At 64.5% G+C, this 17,004-nt stretch carries 17 protein-coding genes; 6 read left to right on the top strand and 11 right to left on the bottom strand.

The window, feature by feature from the left end:
- Nucleotides 1–5: 5 nt before the first annotated feature.
- Both EJ067_RS05835 and pepN read right to left on the bottom strand, forming a co-directional pair.
- The gene (locus EJ067_RS05835) at nucleotides 6–2,327 is read right to left on the bottom strand and encodes a PAS domain-containing sensor histidine kinase (RefSeq protein WP_126085091.1); all 2,322 of its coding nucleotides are present in this window, start codon (nucleotides 2,325–2,327) and stop codon (nucleotides 6–8) included.
- Between the two features lie 185 nt (nucleotides 2,328–2,512).
- Nucleotides 2,513–5,158 carry an aminopeptidase N gene (gene pepN, locus EJ067_RS05830; RefSeq protein WP_126085090.1) on the bottom strand — a complete coding sequence of 882 codons (2,646 nt, stop codon included), beginning with the start codon at nucleotides 5,156–5,158 and terminating at the stop codon, nucleotides 2,513–2,515.
- A 152-nt stretch (nucleotides 5,159–5,310) separates the two neighbouring features.
- On the opposite strand from pepN, the gene EJ067_RS05825 reads away from it, so the two are divergent.
- Nucleotides 5,311–6,258 carry a DMT family transporter gene (locus EJ067_RS05825; protein ID WP_126085089.1) on the top strand — a complete coding sequence of 316 codons (948 nt, stop codon included), beginning with the start codon at nucleotides 5,311–5,313 and terminating at the stop codon, nucleotides 6,256–6,258.
- Between the two features lie 240 nt (nucleotides 6,259–6,498).
- On the opposite strand, the gene EJ067_RS05815 is transcribed toward EJ067_RS05825, so the two are convergent.
- The 3 genes from EJ067_RS05815 to EJ067_RS05805 all read right to left on the bottom strand — a co-directional run bounded on the left by EJ067_RS05815 (nucleotide 6,499) and on the right by EJ067_RS05805 (nucleotide 9,166).
- Nucleotides 6,499–7,305 (bottom strand): helix-turn-helix transcriptional regulator, encoded by an 807-nt coding sequence (locus tag EJ067_RS05815; RefSeq protein WP_126085087.1) that lies wholly within the window; start codon nucleotides 7,303–7,305, stop codon nucleotides 6,499–6,501.
- 234 nt (nucleotides 7,306–7,539) lie between these two features.
- Nucleotides 7,540–8,463 (bottom strand): uracil-DNA glycosylase, encoded by a 924-nt coding sequence (locus tag EJ067_RS05810; RefSeq protein ID WP_126089507.1) that lies wholly within the window; start codon nucleotides 8,461–8,463, stop codon nucleotides 7,540–7,542.
- 64 nt (nucleotides 8,464–8,527) lie between these two features.
- The gene (locus tag EJ067_RS05805) at nucleotides 8,528–9,166 is read right to left on the bottom strand and encodes a hypothetical protein (RefSeq protein ID WP_126085086.1); all 639 of its coding nucleotides are present in this window, start codon (nucleotides 9,164–9,166) and stop codon (nucleotides 8,528–8,530) included.
- Here EJ067_RS05805 and EJ067_RS05800 point away from each other — a divergent pair.
- From EJ067_RS05800 to EJ067_RS05790, 3 genes are all read left to right on the top strand, one after another.
- Nucleotides 9,165–9,410, top strand: a complete 246-nt coding sequence (locus tag EJ067_RS05800; protein WP_126085085.1) for a hypothetical protein — start codon at nucleotides 9,165–9,167, stop codon at nucleotides 9,408–9,410. The two genes, EJ067_RS05805 and EJ067_RS05800, sit on opposite strands and share 2 nt — an antisense overlap.
- 7 nt (nucleotides 9,411–9,417) lie before the next feature.
- Nucleotides 9,418–11,097, top strand: a complete 1,680-nt coding sequence (locus EJ067_RS05795) for an electron transfer flavoprotein-ubiquinone oxidoreductase (protein ID WP_126085084.1) — start codon at nucleotides 9,418–9,420, stop codon at nucleotides 11,095–11,097.
- A 97-nt stretch (nucleotides 11,098–11,194) separates the two neighbouring features.
- Complete coding sequence (locus EJ067_RS05790) at nucleotides 11,195–11,788, top strand: DUF922 domain-containing protein (RefSeq protein WP_126085083.1); 594 nt, start codon at nucleotides 11,195–11,197, stop codon at nucleotides 11,786–11,788.
- A 32-nt stretch (nucleotides 11,789–11,820) separates the two neighbouring features.
- Here EJ067_RS05790 and EJ067_RS05785 read toward each other — a convergent pair whose 3' ends face one another.
- The 6 genes from EJ067_RS05785 to EJ067_RS05765 form a co-directional block, all read right to left on the bottom strand.
- Complete coding sequence (locus EJ067_RS05785) at nucleotides 11,821–12,168, bottom strand: hypothetical protein (RefSeq protein WP_126085082.1); 348 nt, start codon at nucleotides 12,166–12,168, stop codon at nucleotides 11,821–11,823.
- A gap of 142 nt (nucleotides 12,169–12,310) precedes the next feature.
- Nucleotides 12,311–13,303: an endonuclease/exonuclease/phosphatase family protein gene (locus EJ067_RS05780; protein WP_126089506.1), complete on the bottom strand. Its 993-nt coding sequence runs from the start codon at nucleotides 13,301–13,303 to the stop codon at nucleotides 12,311–12,313.
- Between the two features lie 155 nt (nucleotides 13,304–13,458).
- A complete protein-coding gene (locus EJ067_RS05775) occupies nucleotides 13,459–14,919 on the bottom strand; it encodes an AMP nucleosidase (protein WP_245468182.1) in 1,461 nt (486 codons plus the stop codon).
- A 127-nt stretch (nucleotides 14,920–15,046) separates the two neighbouring features.
- Complete coding sequence (locus EJ067_RS05770) at nucleotides 15,047–15,241, bottom strand: hypothetical protein (protein WP_126085080.1); 195 nt, start codon at nucleotides 15,239–15,241, stop codon at nucleotides 15,047–15,049.
- Nucleotides 15,242–15,273: 32 nt separating this feature from the next.
- On the bottom strand, nucleotides 15,274–15,426 hold the full coding sequence (locus tag EJ067_RS34475; RefSeq protein ID WP_168247518.1) for a hypothetical protein: 153 nt from the start codon (nucleotides 15,424–15,426) through the stop codon (nucleotides 15,274–15,276).
- Between the two features lie 201 nt (nucleotides 15,427–15,627).
- Nucleotides 15,628–15,969, bottom strand: a complete 342-nt coding sequence (locus tag EJ067_RS05765; protein ID WP_126085079.1) for a DUF2147 domain-containing protein — start codon at nucleotides 15,967–15,969, stop codon at nucleotides 15,628–15,630.
- Nucleotides 15,970–16,405: 436 nt separating this feature from the next.
- Between EJ067_RS05765 and EJ067_RS05760 the strand changes: the two genes are divergently transcribed.
- Together EJ067_RS05760 and EJ067_RS05755 are read left to right on the top strand one after the other, a co-directional pair.
- On the top strand, nucleotides 16,406–16,672 hold the full coding sequence (locus EJ067_RS05760; protein WP_126085078.1) for a sel1 repeat family protein: 267 nt from the start codon (nucleotides 16,406–16,408) through the stop codon (nucleotides 16,670–16,672).
- Entirely contained in the window at nucleotides 16,654–16,968 is a 315-nt protein-coding gene (locus tag EJ067_RS05755; RefSeq protein ID WP_126085077.1) for a hypothetical protein, read from the top strand. The genes EJ067_RS05760 and EJ067_RS05755 overlap by 19 nt, the downstream gene beginning before the upstream one ends.
- Nucleotides 16,969–17,004: the final 36 nt, after the last annotated feature.

The raw sequence follows: 17,004 nt of genomic DNA, 5'->3' as shown, positions 1-17,004 counted from the left end.
GGACTTTAGGCCGCCGCCTTCACCGTGGGCGGCGACTTCTTCAGCGGGATGCGCACCGACACGATGGTGCCGACGCCTTCCGTCGAGCGGATCTTCAGCGCGCCGCCCTGCAGTTCGGCGAGCGAGCGCGATATAGCGAGGCCGAGGCCTGAGCCGGTGTGGTTCTTCGAGAACTGGTTCTGCACCTGCTCGAACGGCCGCCCGAGCTTGCTCAGCGCCTGCTTCGGGATACCGCAGCCATTGTCCTCGATGGTGAGAACCAGCGCGCCCGACGCGCTGCGCGCCCTGACCGTGATCTTGCCGCCCTGTCCAGTGAACTTCACTGCATTGGACAAGAGGTTGATGGCGATCTGCTTGATGGCGCGGCGGTCGGCGTAAAGCCGCATCGAGTCGGCGATGCGAGTCTCCACGGTGATCGACTTTTCCGCCGCCTGCAGCGAGATGACCCGAACCGTTTCCTTGATCAGTGGGCAGAGGTCGATCTCCTCGCGATCGAGCGAGAACTGGCCGGCCTCGATCTTCGACATGTCGAGTATGTCGTTGATGACGCCGAGCAGATATTTGCCGCTGCCGTTGATGTCGCTGGCATATTCCTCGTAGCGCTCGGAACCCAGCGGCCCGAACAGCCGCTGCTCCATCAGTTCCGAGAAGCCGATGATGGCGTTGAGCGGCGTGCGCAATTCATGCGACATGTTGGCGAGGAATTCGGACTTCGCCCGGTTGGCCGCTTCGGCGCGCTCCGTCTCCTTCATGTATTTGCGGTTGAGCTCGACCAGCTCTTTGGCGCGTTCCTCCTCGGCGCGGCGCGCCAGGCTGAGGTCGTGGATCGTCGCCATCAGGCGGCGCTCGCTGTCGACCAGCTTTTCCTGGTGCAGCTTGATCTGGGTGATGTCGGAGCCGACCGAGACGATTCCGCCGTCCCTGGTCCTGAGCTCGTTGACCTGCAGCCAGCGGCCGTCGGCAAGCTGGCGCTCCAGCGTCACACCTCCGTGCGGACCGTTGGCATTGGCCAGCCTGCGCTCCGAGGCGAAGGCGAGCATGCGCTCCTCCAGCATGTCGCGGGTCGCGCCCGGCACCACGTCGCGGTCCGAGAGCCCGTTGTCCTTCTGAAATTTCGAGTTGCACATGATCAGCCGCTCGGCGGCATCCCACAGCACGAAGGACTCGTTGATGTTCTCGATCGCGGTCCTCAGCCGCATGTCCGCCGCTTCAGAGCGCAGCGCCAGGTGCCGCTGCTCGGTAACGTCGACGGCGATGCCGATCAGCTGGATCTCGGGCGCCTCCGGGTCGATCACCTGGGCGCGGGCGCGCATCCACACCCACTGCCCGTCGGCATGGCGCATGCGGAACACCTGGTCGATATGGTCGATCTCGCGCTCGACGATGCGGTTGGCGAGCTCGAAGAGATCGCCGTCGTCGGGATGGATGATCTCGTCGACCTCGCCGAACGACAGCATCGTATCGCAGGGCTCATAGCCCAGCATGTCGTACATCGAACGCGACCAGTACATCTTGCCGCGCACCATGTCCCAGTCCCACAGCCCGCAGCGGCCGCGCACCAGCGCCATGTCGATGCGCTGATGCGCCTCGAGATAGATGCGGTCGGCTGCCTGGGCGCGCGCCGCCTGACCGAAATAGGCATAGAGGATGACGATCAGCACGCCTGCCGTCAGCACGAACAGCGTGACGTTGAGCGACACCGTCTTGCGCCAGCCGTCGAACATCGCCTCCTTGGGCACCAGCGCCGCCGCGGCGTTCTTGCGGTCGCCTGTGAGACTGACGGCGGCAAGCCAGTCCTTCCCGCCGATGCTGACTTCCATCACGCCGGCGCGGTTGCCGAACATGAACAGCGGCTGGCCGCCGAGCACGAGGCTGTCCAGCGAGCGCCCCTGCCAGCCGGTCGACAATGGCGACACCGCAATGATCTTGAAGGCGCCGTCGGTGATCGCCAGCACATGGCTGCGGCCCATGGCGCCCTGGCGGCTGGTGTTTTCCAGGAGATCCACGGCATTGGCGCCAGCCGCGTTCGGGTCGGCGGCGATCGCCTGCGCCATCTGGCCGGCGGCCAAAGCCAGCACCGCTTTGGCGTCGCGTTCGACCGCGTCGCGGTCGTTCACCAGCGACAGGAAGCGAAGTGCTGCGATGACAATCAGGAAGATGATGATCAGCGCGGGGATCGAGCGGCGCAGCAGCGGCTCCGCCGCCACCAGCCGCTGGTAGGCGGGCTCGGCGATCAGGCGCGCATTGCCGGCAAGCCCGTCGCCCCTTGCCTCGCGACGCGCAAAAGCCTTCCCTCCGGGCGCGCCCCACGCGTCCGTCTTGGCCATAAATGGCACTCCCCGATTTGCCGCATACTTGACGACCCGGCTACGCCGCACGCCCGAATCGTCATTAAGGAATCAAAGGTGATTCGCCTTGTCCAGAGGCGCGGCCAAAAAAGATTAAAAGTTGATTGAAATTCGTCGAAACAGCTGATCTCTCCCCCACAAGGGGGGAGATTGGCGCTCCATCGCTACGCCAGCGTCCGCTCGACGATATCCCGCAGATCCGCCGACAGGTTCTCGGCATTCGCGATCTGCAAGAGCGCCTGCCTTGCCTTGTCCTGCCGGACAGTCTCCAGCGAGCGCCAGGACCGCATCGCCGTCGCCAGTCTTGCCGCAACCTGCGGATTGCGCTTCTCGACTTCCAGCACGGTCTCCGCAAAGAAGCGGTAGCCTTGGCCGTCGGCCCGGTGGAAGCCGGTCTGGTTGGCGCTGGAGAAGGTGCCGATCAGCGAGCGCACCCGGTTCGGGTTGGCGATCGAGAAGGCGGGGTGCCGCATCAGTGCGCGCACCTTTTCGACGGTCTGCCGCCCGGGCACGCCGGCCTGGATCTGGAACCATTTGTCGAGCACCAGCGCATCGCCGCGATATCTTGTTTCGAAGGCCGCCAGCGCCTCCTCCGCTTCACGAGAGTTCGCATGGCGGTGCGCAAGCACGGTGAGCGCGGCGGCGCGGTCGGTCATGTTGGTAGCGGCGTTGAAGTGCCGCGCAGCAAGGGCCGCGCCCTCGGGCAACAGCGATAGGTAATCGAGCAGGATGTTGCGCAGCGCCCGCCGTCCGGCGCTTGCTGCGTCGGGCGTGAATGGCCCCTTGTCTGCAAGGCTGTCGTAAAGCGCCGAGAAGACCTCGCGGTTTGCGGCGGCGATTGTCCGCGCCAGCATTTCGCGCGCGGCAAAGATGGCGTCGGGATCGATGCCCTTGCCGATGTCGCGGGCGATGTCGGCCTCGCCGGGCAGCGATAGCGCCAGCGCCCGATAGGCGGGCTCCAGCGCCTCGTCGACGGCGATCCTGCCGGCCAGTTCGGCGAGCCTTGCTGCGAAGGCCGGCTCTTTGCCACCCAGCACCTGACGGAACGCCGCGATCAGCGCATCGGCAAGCAGCGTGTTGAAAGCCTGCCAGCGCGAGAAAGAGTCGCCGTCGTGGCTGGCGAGGAAGAACTGATCGTCGGCCCTCTGCTGTGCCGACAGCGTGATCGGTGCCGAGAAGCCGCGGTTGAGCGACACGGAAGGCCGCTCCGAGACGCCTGAGAAGCGCACCGTGTGCCGCCGCTTGCGGACATGGATGACGCCGTCCTCGACGGTGGCGCCGTCGACGGTTTCCCAGGCGACGGGCTTGCCGCCGGCGCCGACCAGGCCGAAGGCCAGTGGAATGTGCATCAGCCGCTTGCGGCTTTCCGACGGCGTCGGCGGCACCGACTGTTCGATCTCCAGCGTGAAGGCCTTGGCCGCGGCGTTGTAGGAGGAACTCACCGTCAGGTTCGGCGTGCCGGCCTGGTGGTACCAGAGCGCGAACTGCGCGAGGTCTCGGCCCGAAACGTCCTCGAACACCTTGAGGAAGTCCTCGATGGTCGCGGCCTCTCCGTCATGCCGCTCGAAATAGAGGTCCATGCCGGCGCGGAAGAGTTCGGGACCGAGGATGGTGCGGATCATGCGCACCACCTCCGAGCCCTTCTCGTAGACGGTGGCGGTGTAAAAGTTGTTGATCTCGCGGTACCGGCGCGGCCGCACGGGGTGCGCCAGCGGCCCCTGGTCTTCGGGGAACTGGTGCGCGCGCAGCGTGCGCACCTCGGCGATGCGCTTGACCGCCCGCGAACGCTGGTCGGCGGAGAATTCGTGGTCGCGGTAAACCGTCAGCCCTTCCTTCAGGCAGAGCTGGAACCAGTCGCGGCAAGTGATTCTGTTGCCAGTCCAATTGTGGAAGTATTCATGCGCGATGATCGCTTCGATATTGGCGAAGTCGGCGTCGGTCGCCGTCTCCTCGTCGGCCAGCACGTATTTGTCGTTGAAGATGTTGAGGCCCTTGTTCTCCATCGCGCCCATGTTGAAGTCGGAGACGGCGACGATGTTGAAGACGTCGAGGTCGTATTCGCGGCCGAAGGCGTCCTCGTCCCATTTCATCGAGCGCTTCAGCGCGTCCATCGCGTAGCCGGCGAGCCTCTCCTTGCCGGGCTCGACATAGATGCCGAGCGCGACCTCGCGGCCGGACAGCGTGGTGAAGCTGTCCGCCACCTTGCCGAGCGCGCCCGCCACGAGCGCAAACAGGTAGGACGGCTTGGGGAAGGGGTCGTGCCAGACGGCATAGTGCCGGCCGTCGGCCAGCACACCGTTTTCGACAGGATTGCCGTTCGACAGCAGCAGCGGCGCTTCGTTGTGCGGCGCCTCGATGCGCACGGTGTAGACCGACAGGATGTCCGGCCTGTCGAGGAAATAGGTGATGCGGCGAAAGCCCTCGGCCTCGCATTGCGTGCAATAGACGTTGTTGGAGCGATAGAGGCCCATCAGCGCTTCATTGCTGGACGGCGCGATTTCGGTCTCGAGACGAAGCTCGAAGCGCTGCTTGGCCGGCGGCGCCGGAATGGTCAACTGGTCCGGCGTCGCCTGATAATCGGCCTGTGAGAGGGGCTGCCCGTCGATGGCGACGCCGAGCAGCGTCAGCCCGTCGCCGTCGAGCACAAGCGGCGCGGAAGCGGCGACGCCCTCGCGCCGCTCGACGGTGAGCACGGCGGTGACGCGCGTGGCATCCGGCGACAGGCGGAAATCGAGGCTGGTCCGCGGAATGAGATAGTCGCTGGGGCGGTAGTCTTCAAGCTTGAAGACATGGCCGGTATCGGTGCGCATTCCGTCGGTTTTCCTGTCGATTTCGGGCGGACAGCGGAGGTTGCTGACCCAAGAATTTTGAAGTCCGCGCTCTTTACACGAAACGGTCACTCGACAAAACCGCGCCAGGGTCTATTTCTGGGCTTCGTTTCCGACCATCGTCACGAGGCAAGATGACCGTCGATCATGCCGTCGGCCACAACACGCTGCGCGGCATTGCGCTGAAGATCGTCTCCGTGGCGGTCTTCGTCGGCATGCAGACCTGCATCAAGGCGGCCGGCGACGTGCCCGCCGGGCAGATCGTCTTCTTCCGTTCGTTCTTCGCGATCTTCCCGATCGTCGCCTTCCTGGCCTTCAAGCGACAGCTGGGCACGGCCTTCACCACGAAACGGCCGTTCAACCACGTCGCGCGCGGCCTTGTCGGCGTCGGCGCCATGGGGCTCGGCTTCTTCGCGCTGACCAGGCTGCCGCTCCCCGAAGCGATCACGTTGAACTATGCCCAGCCGCTCCTGGTCGTGGTGTTCTCCTCGGTCTTCCTCGGCGAGACGATCCGCGTCTATCGCTGGAGCGCTGTCGCCGTCGGTCTCATCGGCGTGCTCATCATCTCCTGGCCGGAGCTGACGCTGTTGAATTCCGACGAGGCGCTCGACGACCAGGAGGTGCTTGGCGTCATGGCGGCGCTGATCGCCGCGGCGATCTCGGCCGTCGCCATGCTTCTGGTGCGCAATCTCGTTCGGACCGAGAAGACGGCGACGATCGTGCTGTGGTTCTCCTCGACGGCGAGCGTGCTGGCGCTGCTCACGCTGCCCTTCGGCTGGCAGGCGCTGACGCCGATGCAGGCCGCGCTCCTTGTCGTGGCCGGCTTCTGCGGCGGGCTCGGCCAGATCCTGATGACGGCCGCCTACCGCCACGCCGAGGCTTCCGTCGTGGCGCCTTTCGAATACACCTCGATGATCCTTGGTGTCGTGATCGGCTATCTTGTCTTCGGCGACGTGACATCGCTCAACACGCTGATCGGCGGCGTGATCGTGGTAGCCGCCGGCATCTTCATCATCTGGCGCGAGCGGCAGCTCGGCCTGGAGCGCAGGCGTACCAGGAGAGCCGCGCCGCCGCAGGGGTGAACTGTTCAAAAAAAGAAAGCCGCAAAGGCCGAGTTCCGTCACACCCCCCTCTGTCCTGCCTGACATCTCCCCCGCAAGGGGGGAGATTGGATGTAGCCGCGGTTTCGCCAATCGCCCACGTTGCAGGAGGAGCGCCGTCGGCAAAGCTGCTAATCTCCCCCCTTGCGGGGGAGATGGCCGGCAGGCCAGAGGGGGGTGCTGTCCCGCCGAACGTCTGAAAGCAGCGTCTAGCCGAGACGCCTACGTCGCCCGCTCCTTCGCCAGCCGCACCAGCGCCGTCCGTGTCTGCTCGTCCGCGGGAAAGAAGGACTCGATCGCCAGCTCCGACAGCGTGACGTCGAGCGGCGTGCCGAACACGGTGATCGTGCTGATGAAGGACAGCACTGCGTCGCCATGCGCGAGCCGCAGCGGATGCACGATGCCGCTCGGCTCGACCGGCGCCGGCCTGCTGCTCTTCAGCCCGGACGGATAGGCGCGCAGCTCCTGCTCGAGCTCGATCAGCACCGGATCGCCGGTGGCGTCGTTCTGATGCTTGAGGCGCTCGAGCAGATGCGCCCGCCATTCGGCAAGATTGATGATGCGCGGCGCGACGCCGCCCGGATGCAGGCTGAGCCTCAGCACATTGACCGGCGGCTTGAGCAGCGATGGCTCCGAGACATCGGCCAGGAACGGGCCGATCGCCGCGTTGGCGGAAACGAGGTTCCAGTGCCGGTCGACGGCGAGCGCTGGGAAGGGCTCGTGTCCCCGGAGCACCGCCTCGACCGCGGCCATCGCCGGCGCCAGCGTCGCATCGGTCAGCGGCCTCTCGCTGAAGCTTGGCGCGAAGCCCGCCGCGAGCAAGAGCTGGTTGCGCTGGCGCAGCGGGATCGAAAGCTGCTCGGCCAGATGCAGCACCATCTCGCGCGACGGCTGAGCGCGGCCGCTTTCAACGAAGGAGAGATGCCGCTGCGAAATATCGGCCTCCATGGCAAGATCGAGCTGGCTCATGCGCCGGCGCGTGCGCCATTCGCGAATGAGGGTGCCGGCGGAGATTTCGGATGTGGTCATGGGGGAAGGACTAGGCCGGGTAGGGAGGGATTTCAATTACCTGGGAGGTCATAGCTCCCCCTTCTCCCCTTGTGGGAGAAGGTGTCGCCGAAGGCGACGGATGAGGGGTGCTCCAGCTTGGCGCCGCCGGAGGAGACGGCAAGTTCGCCAGCCTCTCACTCCGCTGGAACACCCCTCAACCGTCTCGGCGCTGCGCGCCGATCCACCTTCTCCCACAAGGGGAGAAGGGGAGGCTCACGCCAACCCCCTCAGCTTCGCCTTCACCTCGAGGAAATCCCGCCAGGCCAGCTTCTTGTGCGCCGGCGTGCGCAAGAGATAGGCCGGATGCAGCGTCGGCATGGCGGGAATGGCTATGCCTGACGCGGTCGTGTGCACACGCCAGTTGCCGCGCAGCCTGAGGATCCCTTCCGTGGTGTTGAGCAGCGTCTTGGCCGACGGGCCGCCGAGATTGACCAGCACCTTCGGATTGACCAGCTCGATCTGCCTTTCGATGAACGGGCGGCAGATCTCCGTCTCGTGGGGCGTCGGCGTGCGGTTGCCGGGCGGGCGCCACGGGATGACGTTGGCGATGTAGGCCGAAGTCCGGTCGAGGCCGATAGCGGCGAGCATGCGGTCGAGCAGCCGTCCCGAGCGGCCGACGAAGGGCAGGCCTTCGAGGTCCTCGTCGCGGCCCGGCGCCTCGCCGACCAGCATCAGGTCGGCATTCGGGTTGCCGTCGGCGAAGACCAGGTTCTTGGCGGTGAATTTGAGGTTGCAGCCGTCGAAGGCCGCCATGTGCTGGCGCAGCTCGTCAAGTGTCGAGGCGCTGGCCGCCAGTTGCCGCGCGAGCATGATCTGCCCCTCGTCGGGGACCGTCGCGGTGGTGAGCGTCGGGCGCCTCGGCGCATCTGGCACCTGGCTTGCGTCCAGCCCGGTTGATGCGGCCGGCCGTTCCGCGGCCCGGCTTGCGTCAAAGCCGGGAACCGATGCCGGCCGCTCCTGGTGCCTGGTTTCGCGAGCGGGCGCGGCCGCAGCCGGCGAGCGCTCGGCTTGCTTAGGCCTGGCCTCGGCGAAGCGGTTTATCGGCGCGTCTTCCAGCGCCTCGTCGACGCCGGCGCTGGCGTAGAAGGCCAGCAGCTCGGCGATGTCGAACGGATTGTTGGGAGAGGTGGCAGTCATGGCGGCACCATCGTCCGCGTGGCGATGATTTGCAACCGCCATTCGCCATCCGACGCGACGTCCGTCAGCCTGTGGGAATGCGCGGATCCTGCACCAAATAGAACGTCCAGCGCGGCGTGTAGTCGGTGATCAGGAATTCGAATGTCGCCGTCTTCAGCGGGTCGACCTTGCCGTTCTTGAACAGCAGCCGGTCATAGGGTTCGAACTGGCGGTCGAAATCGGCAAAGTTGCTGGAAACGATGTTGTCGGGCGTCTTGTTGCGCTGATCGAAGGACAGGCCGTCGCCGAACACGCTTGGCTGGTCGAGGATTTCCTGCAGCTCGAACTGGAATTCCACCCAGGGCAGCGCGCTGTTGTTGAGCACGTCGATACGCATATACATCACGCCATTGACGACGTCGCCTGCCTTGCCGAAGGCTTCGATCGGCCTTCTGGCGCGGATGGTCAGCGTCACCGGCGTCGCCGAATTCAACTCCTCGGTAATGACCAGCGGGTCGTCCTTGGTGCCGATGCCGGAAGCGCCGGTGATACGGAAGCCGCCAAGCTCGTCGGAAAAGGAGTAGGCGCCGGCCGCCCACACTTTCTGCGGATCGGCTTGCGCCGGGGTGATCAGGAAGAGGAGCGGAAGAACCGCGCGGCAGAGCACGCCGAGCGTGAAGAGTAAGCGCTTCGATGAAAAGCCGGTAGGCTCGGGAGTGCGCATGAGGCCAAGTATTGCCGATAAGCAAGCCGTCGAACAATTAAAAACATGCGTCCGCTGGTTCCCTTGCAATCGATTGGCCCTGTCGGATGCTTTCCCTGGCCCGATCGAATGGGCTTGCATCGCCGGAAAACCGCGACTTTTTGTCGAAATCGGCGTTGTTACGTCAGCGCCGGTTTCGCGTCGCGAATTGATGCGCTATGCAGCGCGTGAGCCAGCAAAATGCGAGAATATGGCGAGCCAGTGAGGAGTCGATGAGCGAGATCGAACGCGAGAGCATGGAATTCGACGTGGTTGTCGTCGGCGCCGGTCCGGCTGGCCTTGCCGCGGCGATCCGTCTGAAGCAGCTCAACCCCGATCTTTCCGTCGTCGTGCTGGAAAAGGGCGGCGAGGTCGGCGCCCACATCCTCTCCGGCGCCGTCGTCGATCCGATCGGCATCGATCGCCTTTTGCCGGGCTGGCGCGAGGAGGAGGGCCATCCGTTCAAGACGCCGGTCACCGACGATCATTTCCTGGTGCTCGGCCCCGCCGGTTCGTTCCGCCTGCCCAATTTCCTGATGCCGCCGCTGATGAACAATCACGGCAACTACATCGTCTCGCTCGGCAATGTCTGCCGTTGGCTGGCGACCAAGGCCGAGGCGTTGGGCGTCGAGATCTATCCGGGCTTCGCCGCGGTGAGCCTCGTCTACAATGATGCGGGCGCCGTCACAGGCGTCATCACCGGCGACATGGGCGTCGAGAAGGACGGTACCCATGGGCCGGCTTATGCGCCCGGCATGGCGCTGATGGGCAAATACGTGCTGATCGGCGAGGGCGCGCGCGGCTCCTTGGCCAAGCAGCTGATCGCCAAATACAAGCTTGCTGACGGCCGCGAACCGGGCAAGTTCGGCATCGGCCTCAAGGAACTGTGGCAGGTCAAGCCGGAGAACCACAAGCCGGGCCTGGTGCAGCATTCCTTCGGCTGGCCGCTCGACATGAAGACCGGCGGCGGCTCCTTCCTCTATCATCTGGAAGACAATCAGGTGGCGGTCGGCTTCGTCGTCCACCTCAACTACAAGAACCCCTGGCTCTCGCCCTTCGAGGAGTTCCAGCGCTTCAAGACGCACCCGGCGATCAAAGGCACCTTCGAAGGCGCCAAGCGCATCGGCTACGGTGCCCGCGCCATCACCGAGGGCGGCTGGCAGTCGGTGCCGAAGCTGTCCTTCCCGGGCGGCGTGCTGATGGGCTGCGCGGCAGGGTTCGTCAACGTGCCGCGCATCAAGGGCTCGCACAATGCGGTGCTGTCCGGCATGCTGGCGGCGGAGCATGTTGCCCAGGCGATCGGCGCCGGCCGCGCCAATGACGAGCTTTCCTCCTACGAGCAAGCCTGGCGCGGCAGCGACATCGGCAAGGACCTGAAGAAGGTGCGCAACGTAAAGCCGCTGTGGTCGCGCTTCGGCACCATCGTCGGCGTCGGCATCGGCGGTCTCGACATGTGGCTGAACACGCTGTTCGGCTTCTCGCCCTTCGGCACGCTGAAGCACGGCAAGGCCGACTATGCGACATTGGAGCCCGCCTCCAAGCATCAGAAGATCGCCTATCCGAAGCCGGACGGCGTCTTGACCTTCGACCGGCTCTCCTCGGTGTTTTTATCCAACACCAACCATGAGGAAAACGAGCCGGTGCATCTCATCGTCGGCGACATGGCGCTGCAGCAGCGCTCCGAGCACGACGTCTTTGCCGGGCCCTCGACGCGCTACTGCCCGGCCGGCGTCTATGAATGGGTGGACAAGGACGGCAATGCCGCGGCCGATCCGTCGGCCAAGGACGTGCGCTTCGTCATCAACGCGCAGAACTGCGTCCACTGCAAGACCTGCGACATCAAGGACCCGAACCGGAACATCAACTGGGTGCCGCCACAAGGCGGCGAAGGCCCGGTCTATCAGGGCATGTAGATGCGGGCTGTGCCGGGTTGCGCCGGCGCAACCCCAAGGCCGTTGAAACCACCGCTCGCTTGTGTTTTCTTTCCGTGAGGATAGGAGAGAGACGGCCATGCGCTTGGCGGTTTTGGCATGCCTTGTCGCCATCGGCGCGCTGTACGCGCCGCAGGCTTCGGCCGGCACCAGGGTGCTGGTGCAGACGCGCAGCTATGACATTGCCGGCAATTCCGGCGCGGCTCTGGTCGAGGCCATGGACAGCAAAGGTCCCAAGCACGGCTTCATGACGCATGCCATTGCCCAGACCGCCTACACGGTCGACTGGGAGCTCGGCGTGATCCAGGACAAGGGTTCGTGCCGGCTCAAGCAGGCAAACGGCACGCTCCATCTCTTCTACACCTTTCCGCGCGTCGCTTCGCCGGCCACACCGGCGCTGAAGAAGCGCTGGGACCGGTTCTTCGCCGGCGTGCGTGCCCATGAGCAAACCCATGGGCGGATCGCCAGGCAAATGATGCGCGCCACCGAGCGGTCGATCACCGGCCTCAAGGTCGCCGACGATCCCTATTGCTACGAAACGCGCCGCGAGGCGCGCCGGCGTATCCAGGCGGCCTATGCCGAATACGAAGCCAGGCAGAACGCCTTCGATGCCCGGGAGCACCGCGATGGCGGCCATGTCGAGCACCTGGTCGCGGCGTTGATGGGGAGGTAGGTCGAAAAGCGTCTCCCAGCCGGCATCGCAGGCTATTTCGCAGGAGCGCAGCTGCCGACGTCCCTGGCATTGGGCCTGCCGGCCTTCAGGTCTGAAAGCTGGGGGGCGGTAGGATCGAACCCGACACGCTGTTCATACACTTTCCGGCTCATAGGGACTTCCCTGCCTGAAGCGGTGAAGCCCACCATGCCGGTCTTGCCGACATAGGCGATTGCTGCCCGCATCCGGCAGAAGAACTTTTTCTCACCGTTGGAAACGATCCAGCCCAGCGACCCTGATGCGCCGCGCGTCAGCTTGCTGGTCTTGTAGCCGCTGGCCTGCAGGCTCGAAAAGGATTCGGCGTGCGATGGTGTGATCGAGGCCAGCAGAAAGATCGCCATCGAAGACACGCCAAGCCATTTGATTGTATTCTTTGCTGCCATGGTGCCACCCCCACTTGTTCCATCTCGATTCATGGAAAAATTCGGATAGCAGCGCAAGCAGTGTTGTGTTCATCGACTTGAAATGCGCGGCGAGCTCGCCCTAAAGGCCGTTCGCCGCCAGCGCCGACTGGTGCTCATCCTCGGGCTTTCGGCCGTCGGGCTGCAACGAGAACTCGACCAGCACCGGCAGATGGTCGGAGCCGTCGTCTTCCAACCGCCTCGACGACAGGATCGTCACCCCGCCCTTGCTGAACACCTGATCGATCGGCAGGCCGGCGAAGCGCCGCAGGAAGTCGGGCAGCTTCCTGTGGATCCAGGTCGGCCCGGCCGACGGCATCACCGTCAACCGGCCGAGCGAGGCGACGCGACGCACCGCCGCGCTCCACGGCACGGCGTTGCAGTCGCCGGCCATGATTGCCGTTTCGCCGAGCGCGGCAAGCGGCTCCGCGAGTTCGCCGATCTGCCAATACTGCTCGCGCGGCCAGGGCCAGCTCAGATGGATCGCGGCGACGTCGACGCCGGTGCCGCCGAAATCGATCGTGCCGGTCGCCATCGCACCGCGCGGCTCGCAATGCGGAGCGGTGCCGGCGGCAAAGGGCCGCCGCGACAGCAGCGCGACGCCGAATATGCCGTTCGGATAGGGGCAAAGGATGCGGTAGGGATAGGCGCTGGTGATATAGCCAAGTTCTCTTGCCCACATCCCCGACACCTCGTCGAGCGTGATCACGTCGGGATTGGTACGGCCGATCAGCGACAGCACCTTTTTGGGCGTCCGATTGTCGAAGCGCAGGTTCATCTGCAGCAGGCTGTAGACGATCCCGTCGGCCGGCTTGGCGACCGCCTGCTGCGGCCACAGCCGGGGCAACGCGCCCGCTGTCGTGGCGAGGCTGGCAATGGCGAAGAGCAGAGCCGCGACCGCCTGAAGCCGGTAGGAGCTGGCCAGCAGCGGGAGCGCCAGCAGCGCCGTCAAGACGCTCAGATGAATGCGAAAATGCGAGAGGGAATCGAGCGCCGGATGCAATGCGCCGAAGAACCCGGCCAGCATCGCGGCCGAGAGTGCCATCATCACCAGGAATGCCACCCCTGCCGTCATCTTCAAGCGCGCGCCGCCTGTTGCCATCTCAGTCGTGATCTGCCGAATGCCGCCGGCAATTTGTTGGAGCGAGACAATCTCGCTCAGGCCTGTTTATCGGCCAAATTGCGGCCCTAGCAAGACGACGGATTGCCCTGCAGGCCCCTGGCCGGTCACTATTGGAAGGCCGTTTCGGAAAAACTTCTCAGCTTGCGCGAATGCAGCCGCTCCATCGGCATTTCGGCGAGCTTCTCCATCGCCTTGATGCCGATGGTGAGATGCTGCGCCACCTGTCGCTTGTAGAATTCCGTCGCCATGCCGGGCAGCTTCAACTCGCCATGCAGCGGCTTGTCGGAGACGCACAGGAGCGTTCCGTAAGGCACGCGGAAACGGAAGCCGTTGGCGGCGATCGTCGCCGATTCCATGTCGAGCGCGATCGCCCTGGACTGCGACAGGCGCTGCACGGGTCCGCGCTGGTCGCGCAGCTCCCAATTGCGGTTGTCGATGGTGGCGACGGTGCCGGTGCGCATGATGCGCTTGAGATCATAGCCCGAAAGTCCCGTCACCTCGGCGACCGCTTCCTGCAGCGCCACCTGGATTTCCGCCAGCGGCGGGATCGGCACCCAGACCGGCAGGTCGTCGTCCAGCACATGGTCCTCGCGCACATAGGCATGGGCCAGCACATAGTCGCCCAGCGCCTGCGTGTTGCGCAGGCCAGCGCAGTGGCCGAGCATCACCCAGGCATGCGGGCGAAGCACCGCGATATGGTCGGTGATGGTCTTGGCGTTGGAAGGGCCGACGCCGATATTGACCATGGTGATGCCGCCATGGCCCGGCTTTTTCAAATGATAGGCCGGCATTTGCGGCAGGCGCGGAGGCGGCGTGCCTTCGCCTGGCACGGCGGCTCCGGCCTTCGTCACCACATTGCCCGGCTCGACGAATTCGGTGTAGCCGCCACCGCCCTTCGCCATCAAGTCGCGGGCGCGCGCCACGAACTCGTCGATGTAGAACTGGTAGTTGGTGAACAGCACGAAGTTCTGGAAATGCTGCGGGCTGGTCGCCGTGTAGTGCGTCATGCGGTGCAGCGAATAGTCGATGCGCTGCGCGGTGAACGGCGCCAGCGGCCTCGGCTCGCCGAATGCCACCTCGAAGGTGCCGTTGGCGATCTGGTCGTCGGTGCCGTCGAGGTCCGGCACGTCGAACAGGTCGCGGATCGGCCGCTTGATGCGCTCCGCCGCCGCCCCGTCGACATAGGTGCCTTCCAGGAAGGCGAAATGCAGCGGGATCGGCGTCGTCGATTCCGACACTGTCACCTGCACGCCGTGATTGCGCATAATCAGTCGAAGTTGCTCGACGAGATAGTTCTCGAACAGCTTCGGCTGGGTGATGGTGGTGGCGAAATGCCCGGGCGTCGGCATATGGCCGTAGGCCTGGCGCGAGTCGATCTGGGTGAATGAGGTCGTGGTGACGCCGATTTGCGGATAGAAGGCCCGGAAGCGCTTGCTCTCGTCGCCGCCGGCGGCAAGCTGGGCGAAGGAATCGCGCAGGAACTTGGTGTTGCGGTCGTAGAGCATCTCCAGCGCCGCGACCGCCTTTTTCGCGTCGTCGAAGCTTTGCCTACCGAAAGGCTCCGGCATGACGACCGATTCGATAGCTTGGGGATAGATTCGCTTTTCCATGGCCCAATATAGGGACTTGGAGGAGCGCTTGGGAGGGGTGGCGGGCCAGAAGCTGGCCCCGCCATGTATTTTTCTGGAGACCGTGTCAGCCGCGCTGCAGGCTGACCAGCAGCACGAAGCCGACGCCAGCCTTCTTCGGTGTCGGCGCCTCGATGATCGAGCCGGTGTCGGCGCGCATCATCGGCACCGCCAGCACCGGGGCGGCAAGCAGCATCAGGATGAGCACCGCCCGCGGCAGGAGCCGAAGGGTCTTGAGGGTGGAGGCGGCGATGCGGTTCATGGTCGTGGTTCCGGTTTCGAGTATTGGTCGTTTCAGCGGTCAAAATGGTTCATGCAGTCCAGCCGGCAGGTGTCGGCCATTCCCGATGAGCGCGCCGGGCGGCCGGCTTCGGCCACCAGGATGGCGAAGGCCATGCCGAACAAGCTCATCAGCAGGCAGACGATGGTGAAGCGGCGGACAAGCATTGGTCTCTCCTTCAATGGCGAGGAGAATGCCCGAATGCCTCTGAACCGGTTCTGAGACCGGTATTCATCTGACGTTCAAATTGGTTGATAGGCCGGCCAAGCGCTGCAACGGCCTTGCTGGCCGCCGCCCGCTCCCAAGCAGCGCCCAAAAAGAAAACGGGGCCGCCGGGCCCCGTTTTCACATCGTCATTTGAACGGCGCTCAGAGCTTGTGCCAGGTCTGGCTCTTGCAGATCAGGCCGCCAAACACGCAGCCGCTCATCTTGAGCGAGGCGCCCGAAAGCGTCGCCTTGCCGGAATAGGCCTTGTCGGTTTCCGGGTCGGTTATGGTGCCGGTGTACTTGTTGTCGCCTGCCGCCTTGAAGGAGCCGATCGTCTTGCCGGCATATTTGCCGGACTTGAGCGTGATGGAAAACGAGCCGCTGCCGGCGATCGCCGCCGTCGAGCCGGCCTGCGTCTTCCAATTGCCTTCGATCGGGTCGGCCCATGCGGCGCCCGCCATGATCAAGGTGGCCGCCAGGGCCAGGCTAACTTTTCGAAACATACTGTCCTCCTCCCTACAGGTTGCGGCGGGACTCGCTCCGCCTCTCCGCCCCTTACGCAAACGTAAGCTAATCCAGCCGCCGCCCAAACGAAAGCGGTGCCGCCACGGAAGCTTGCAAGGATTTTGGCCGCGCGGGTCGCCGAAAATGAACGGGTGGCGAAAAAGGCTTCGGTTTCCGTGGTTAGCGAAGTCTTGATTCCGGCATCTGAAATTTTCGTCGAATTTTGCGCAAATCGGCTGAATTGCTGGGTTTCCATGCTTAACAAATCTTCGCGTTTACTTCTTGTTTTAGCTTTGTTTTCTTCAAATTAAGCAAGCCATTTAACGACGGATTCAAGGCGAGCCGTCATCCTCGAAAGCATCGAAAGAGCGGCCCGCCCCAAGGGACAACTGGGACAGAAGGAGGCAGCTCTCGGGAGCCAGACAGGGGATTGAGATGGCACGTTTTGAAATGCTTGAAGCCGGCTTCGGCGCCATGGGGGCAACTGCCCAGGCCGACATTCTCTTCGAACTGGGCATGATGTATGCAACCGGCCGCGATTGCGAGACCGACGTCGTCGCCGCCCATAAATGGTTCAACATCGCCGCGATCAAAGGCTCGACCCGCGCCGCCCAGTTGCGCTCGGAACTGTCGGCCACGATGTCGAAGGCCGATATCGCCAGGGCGCTGCGCGAAGCGCGCGAATGGATGACGATGCACTGACCTTGCGGCCTGAGGCCAAGAGTTTTCAGGGGACAAGGCCGCGAAAAGACGGCCGGTTAGCAAAACCAAGAACGCGGCGGGTCAACGAACCTAAGCCGCGCGACAAACAGGGAAGCGAGCGGGTTCAGGCGCGCGGGGCGCCGGGGAAGCTCGACAGCGAAAGCCGCGACCGGCCGGAACAAGGCCGGCGCGGCTTTTGCATTTTCCGTTTTCATCGCGGCTTGGCCCAAGAAATCCTCACCGGAATGAACCAAAATCCGCGCCGCTGTCCTCTCGACAGGTCCGGCGAAGGGTGAAATTGTCCCGGCTCTGGAAGAAGCGTGGCCGGAACG

The sequence above is a fragment of the Mesorhizobium sp. M1D.F.Ca.ET.043.01.1.1 genome, from assembly GCF_003952385.1.
Lineage (GTDB): Bacteria > Pseudomonadota > Alphaproteobacteria > Rhizobiales > Rhizobiaceae > Mesorhizobium.
The sequence above is the reverse complement of the archived record's forward strand: the minus strand, read 5'-3'. Positions and strand labels throughout refer to the sequence as shown.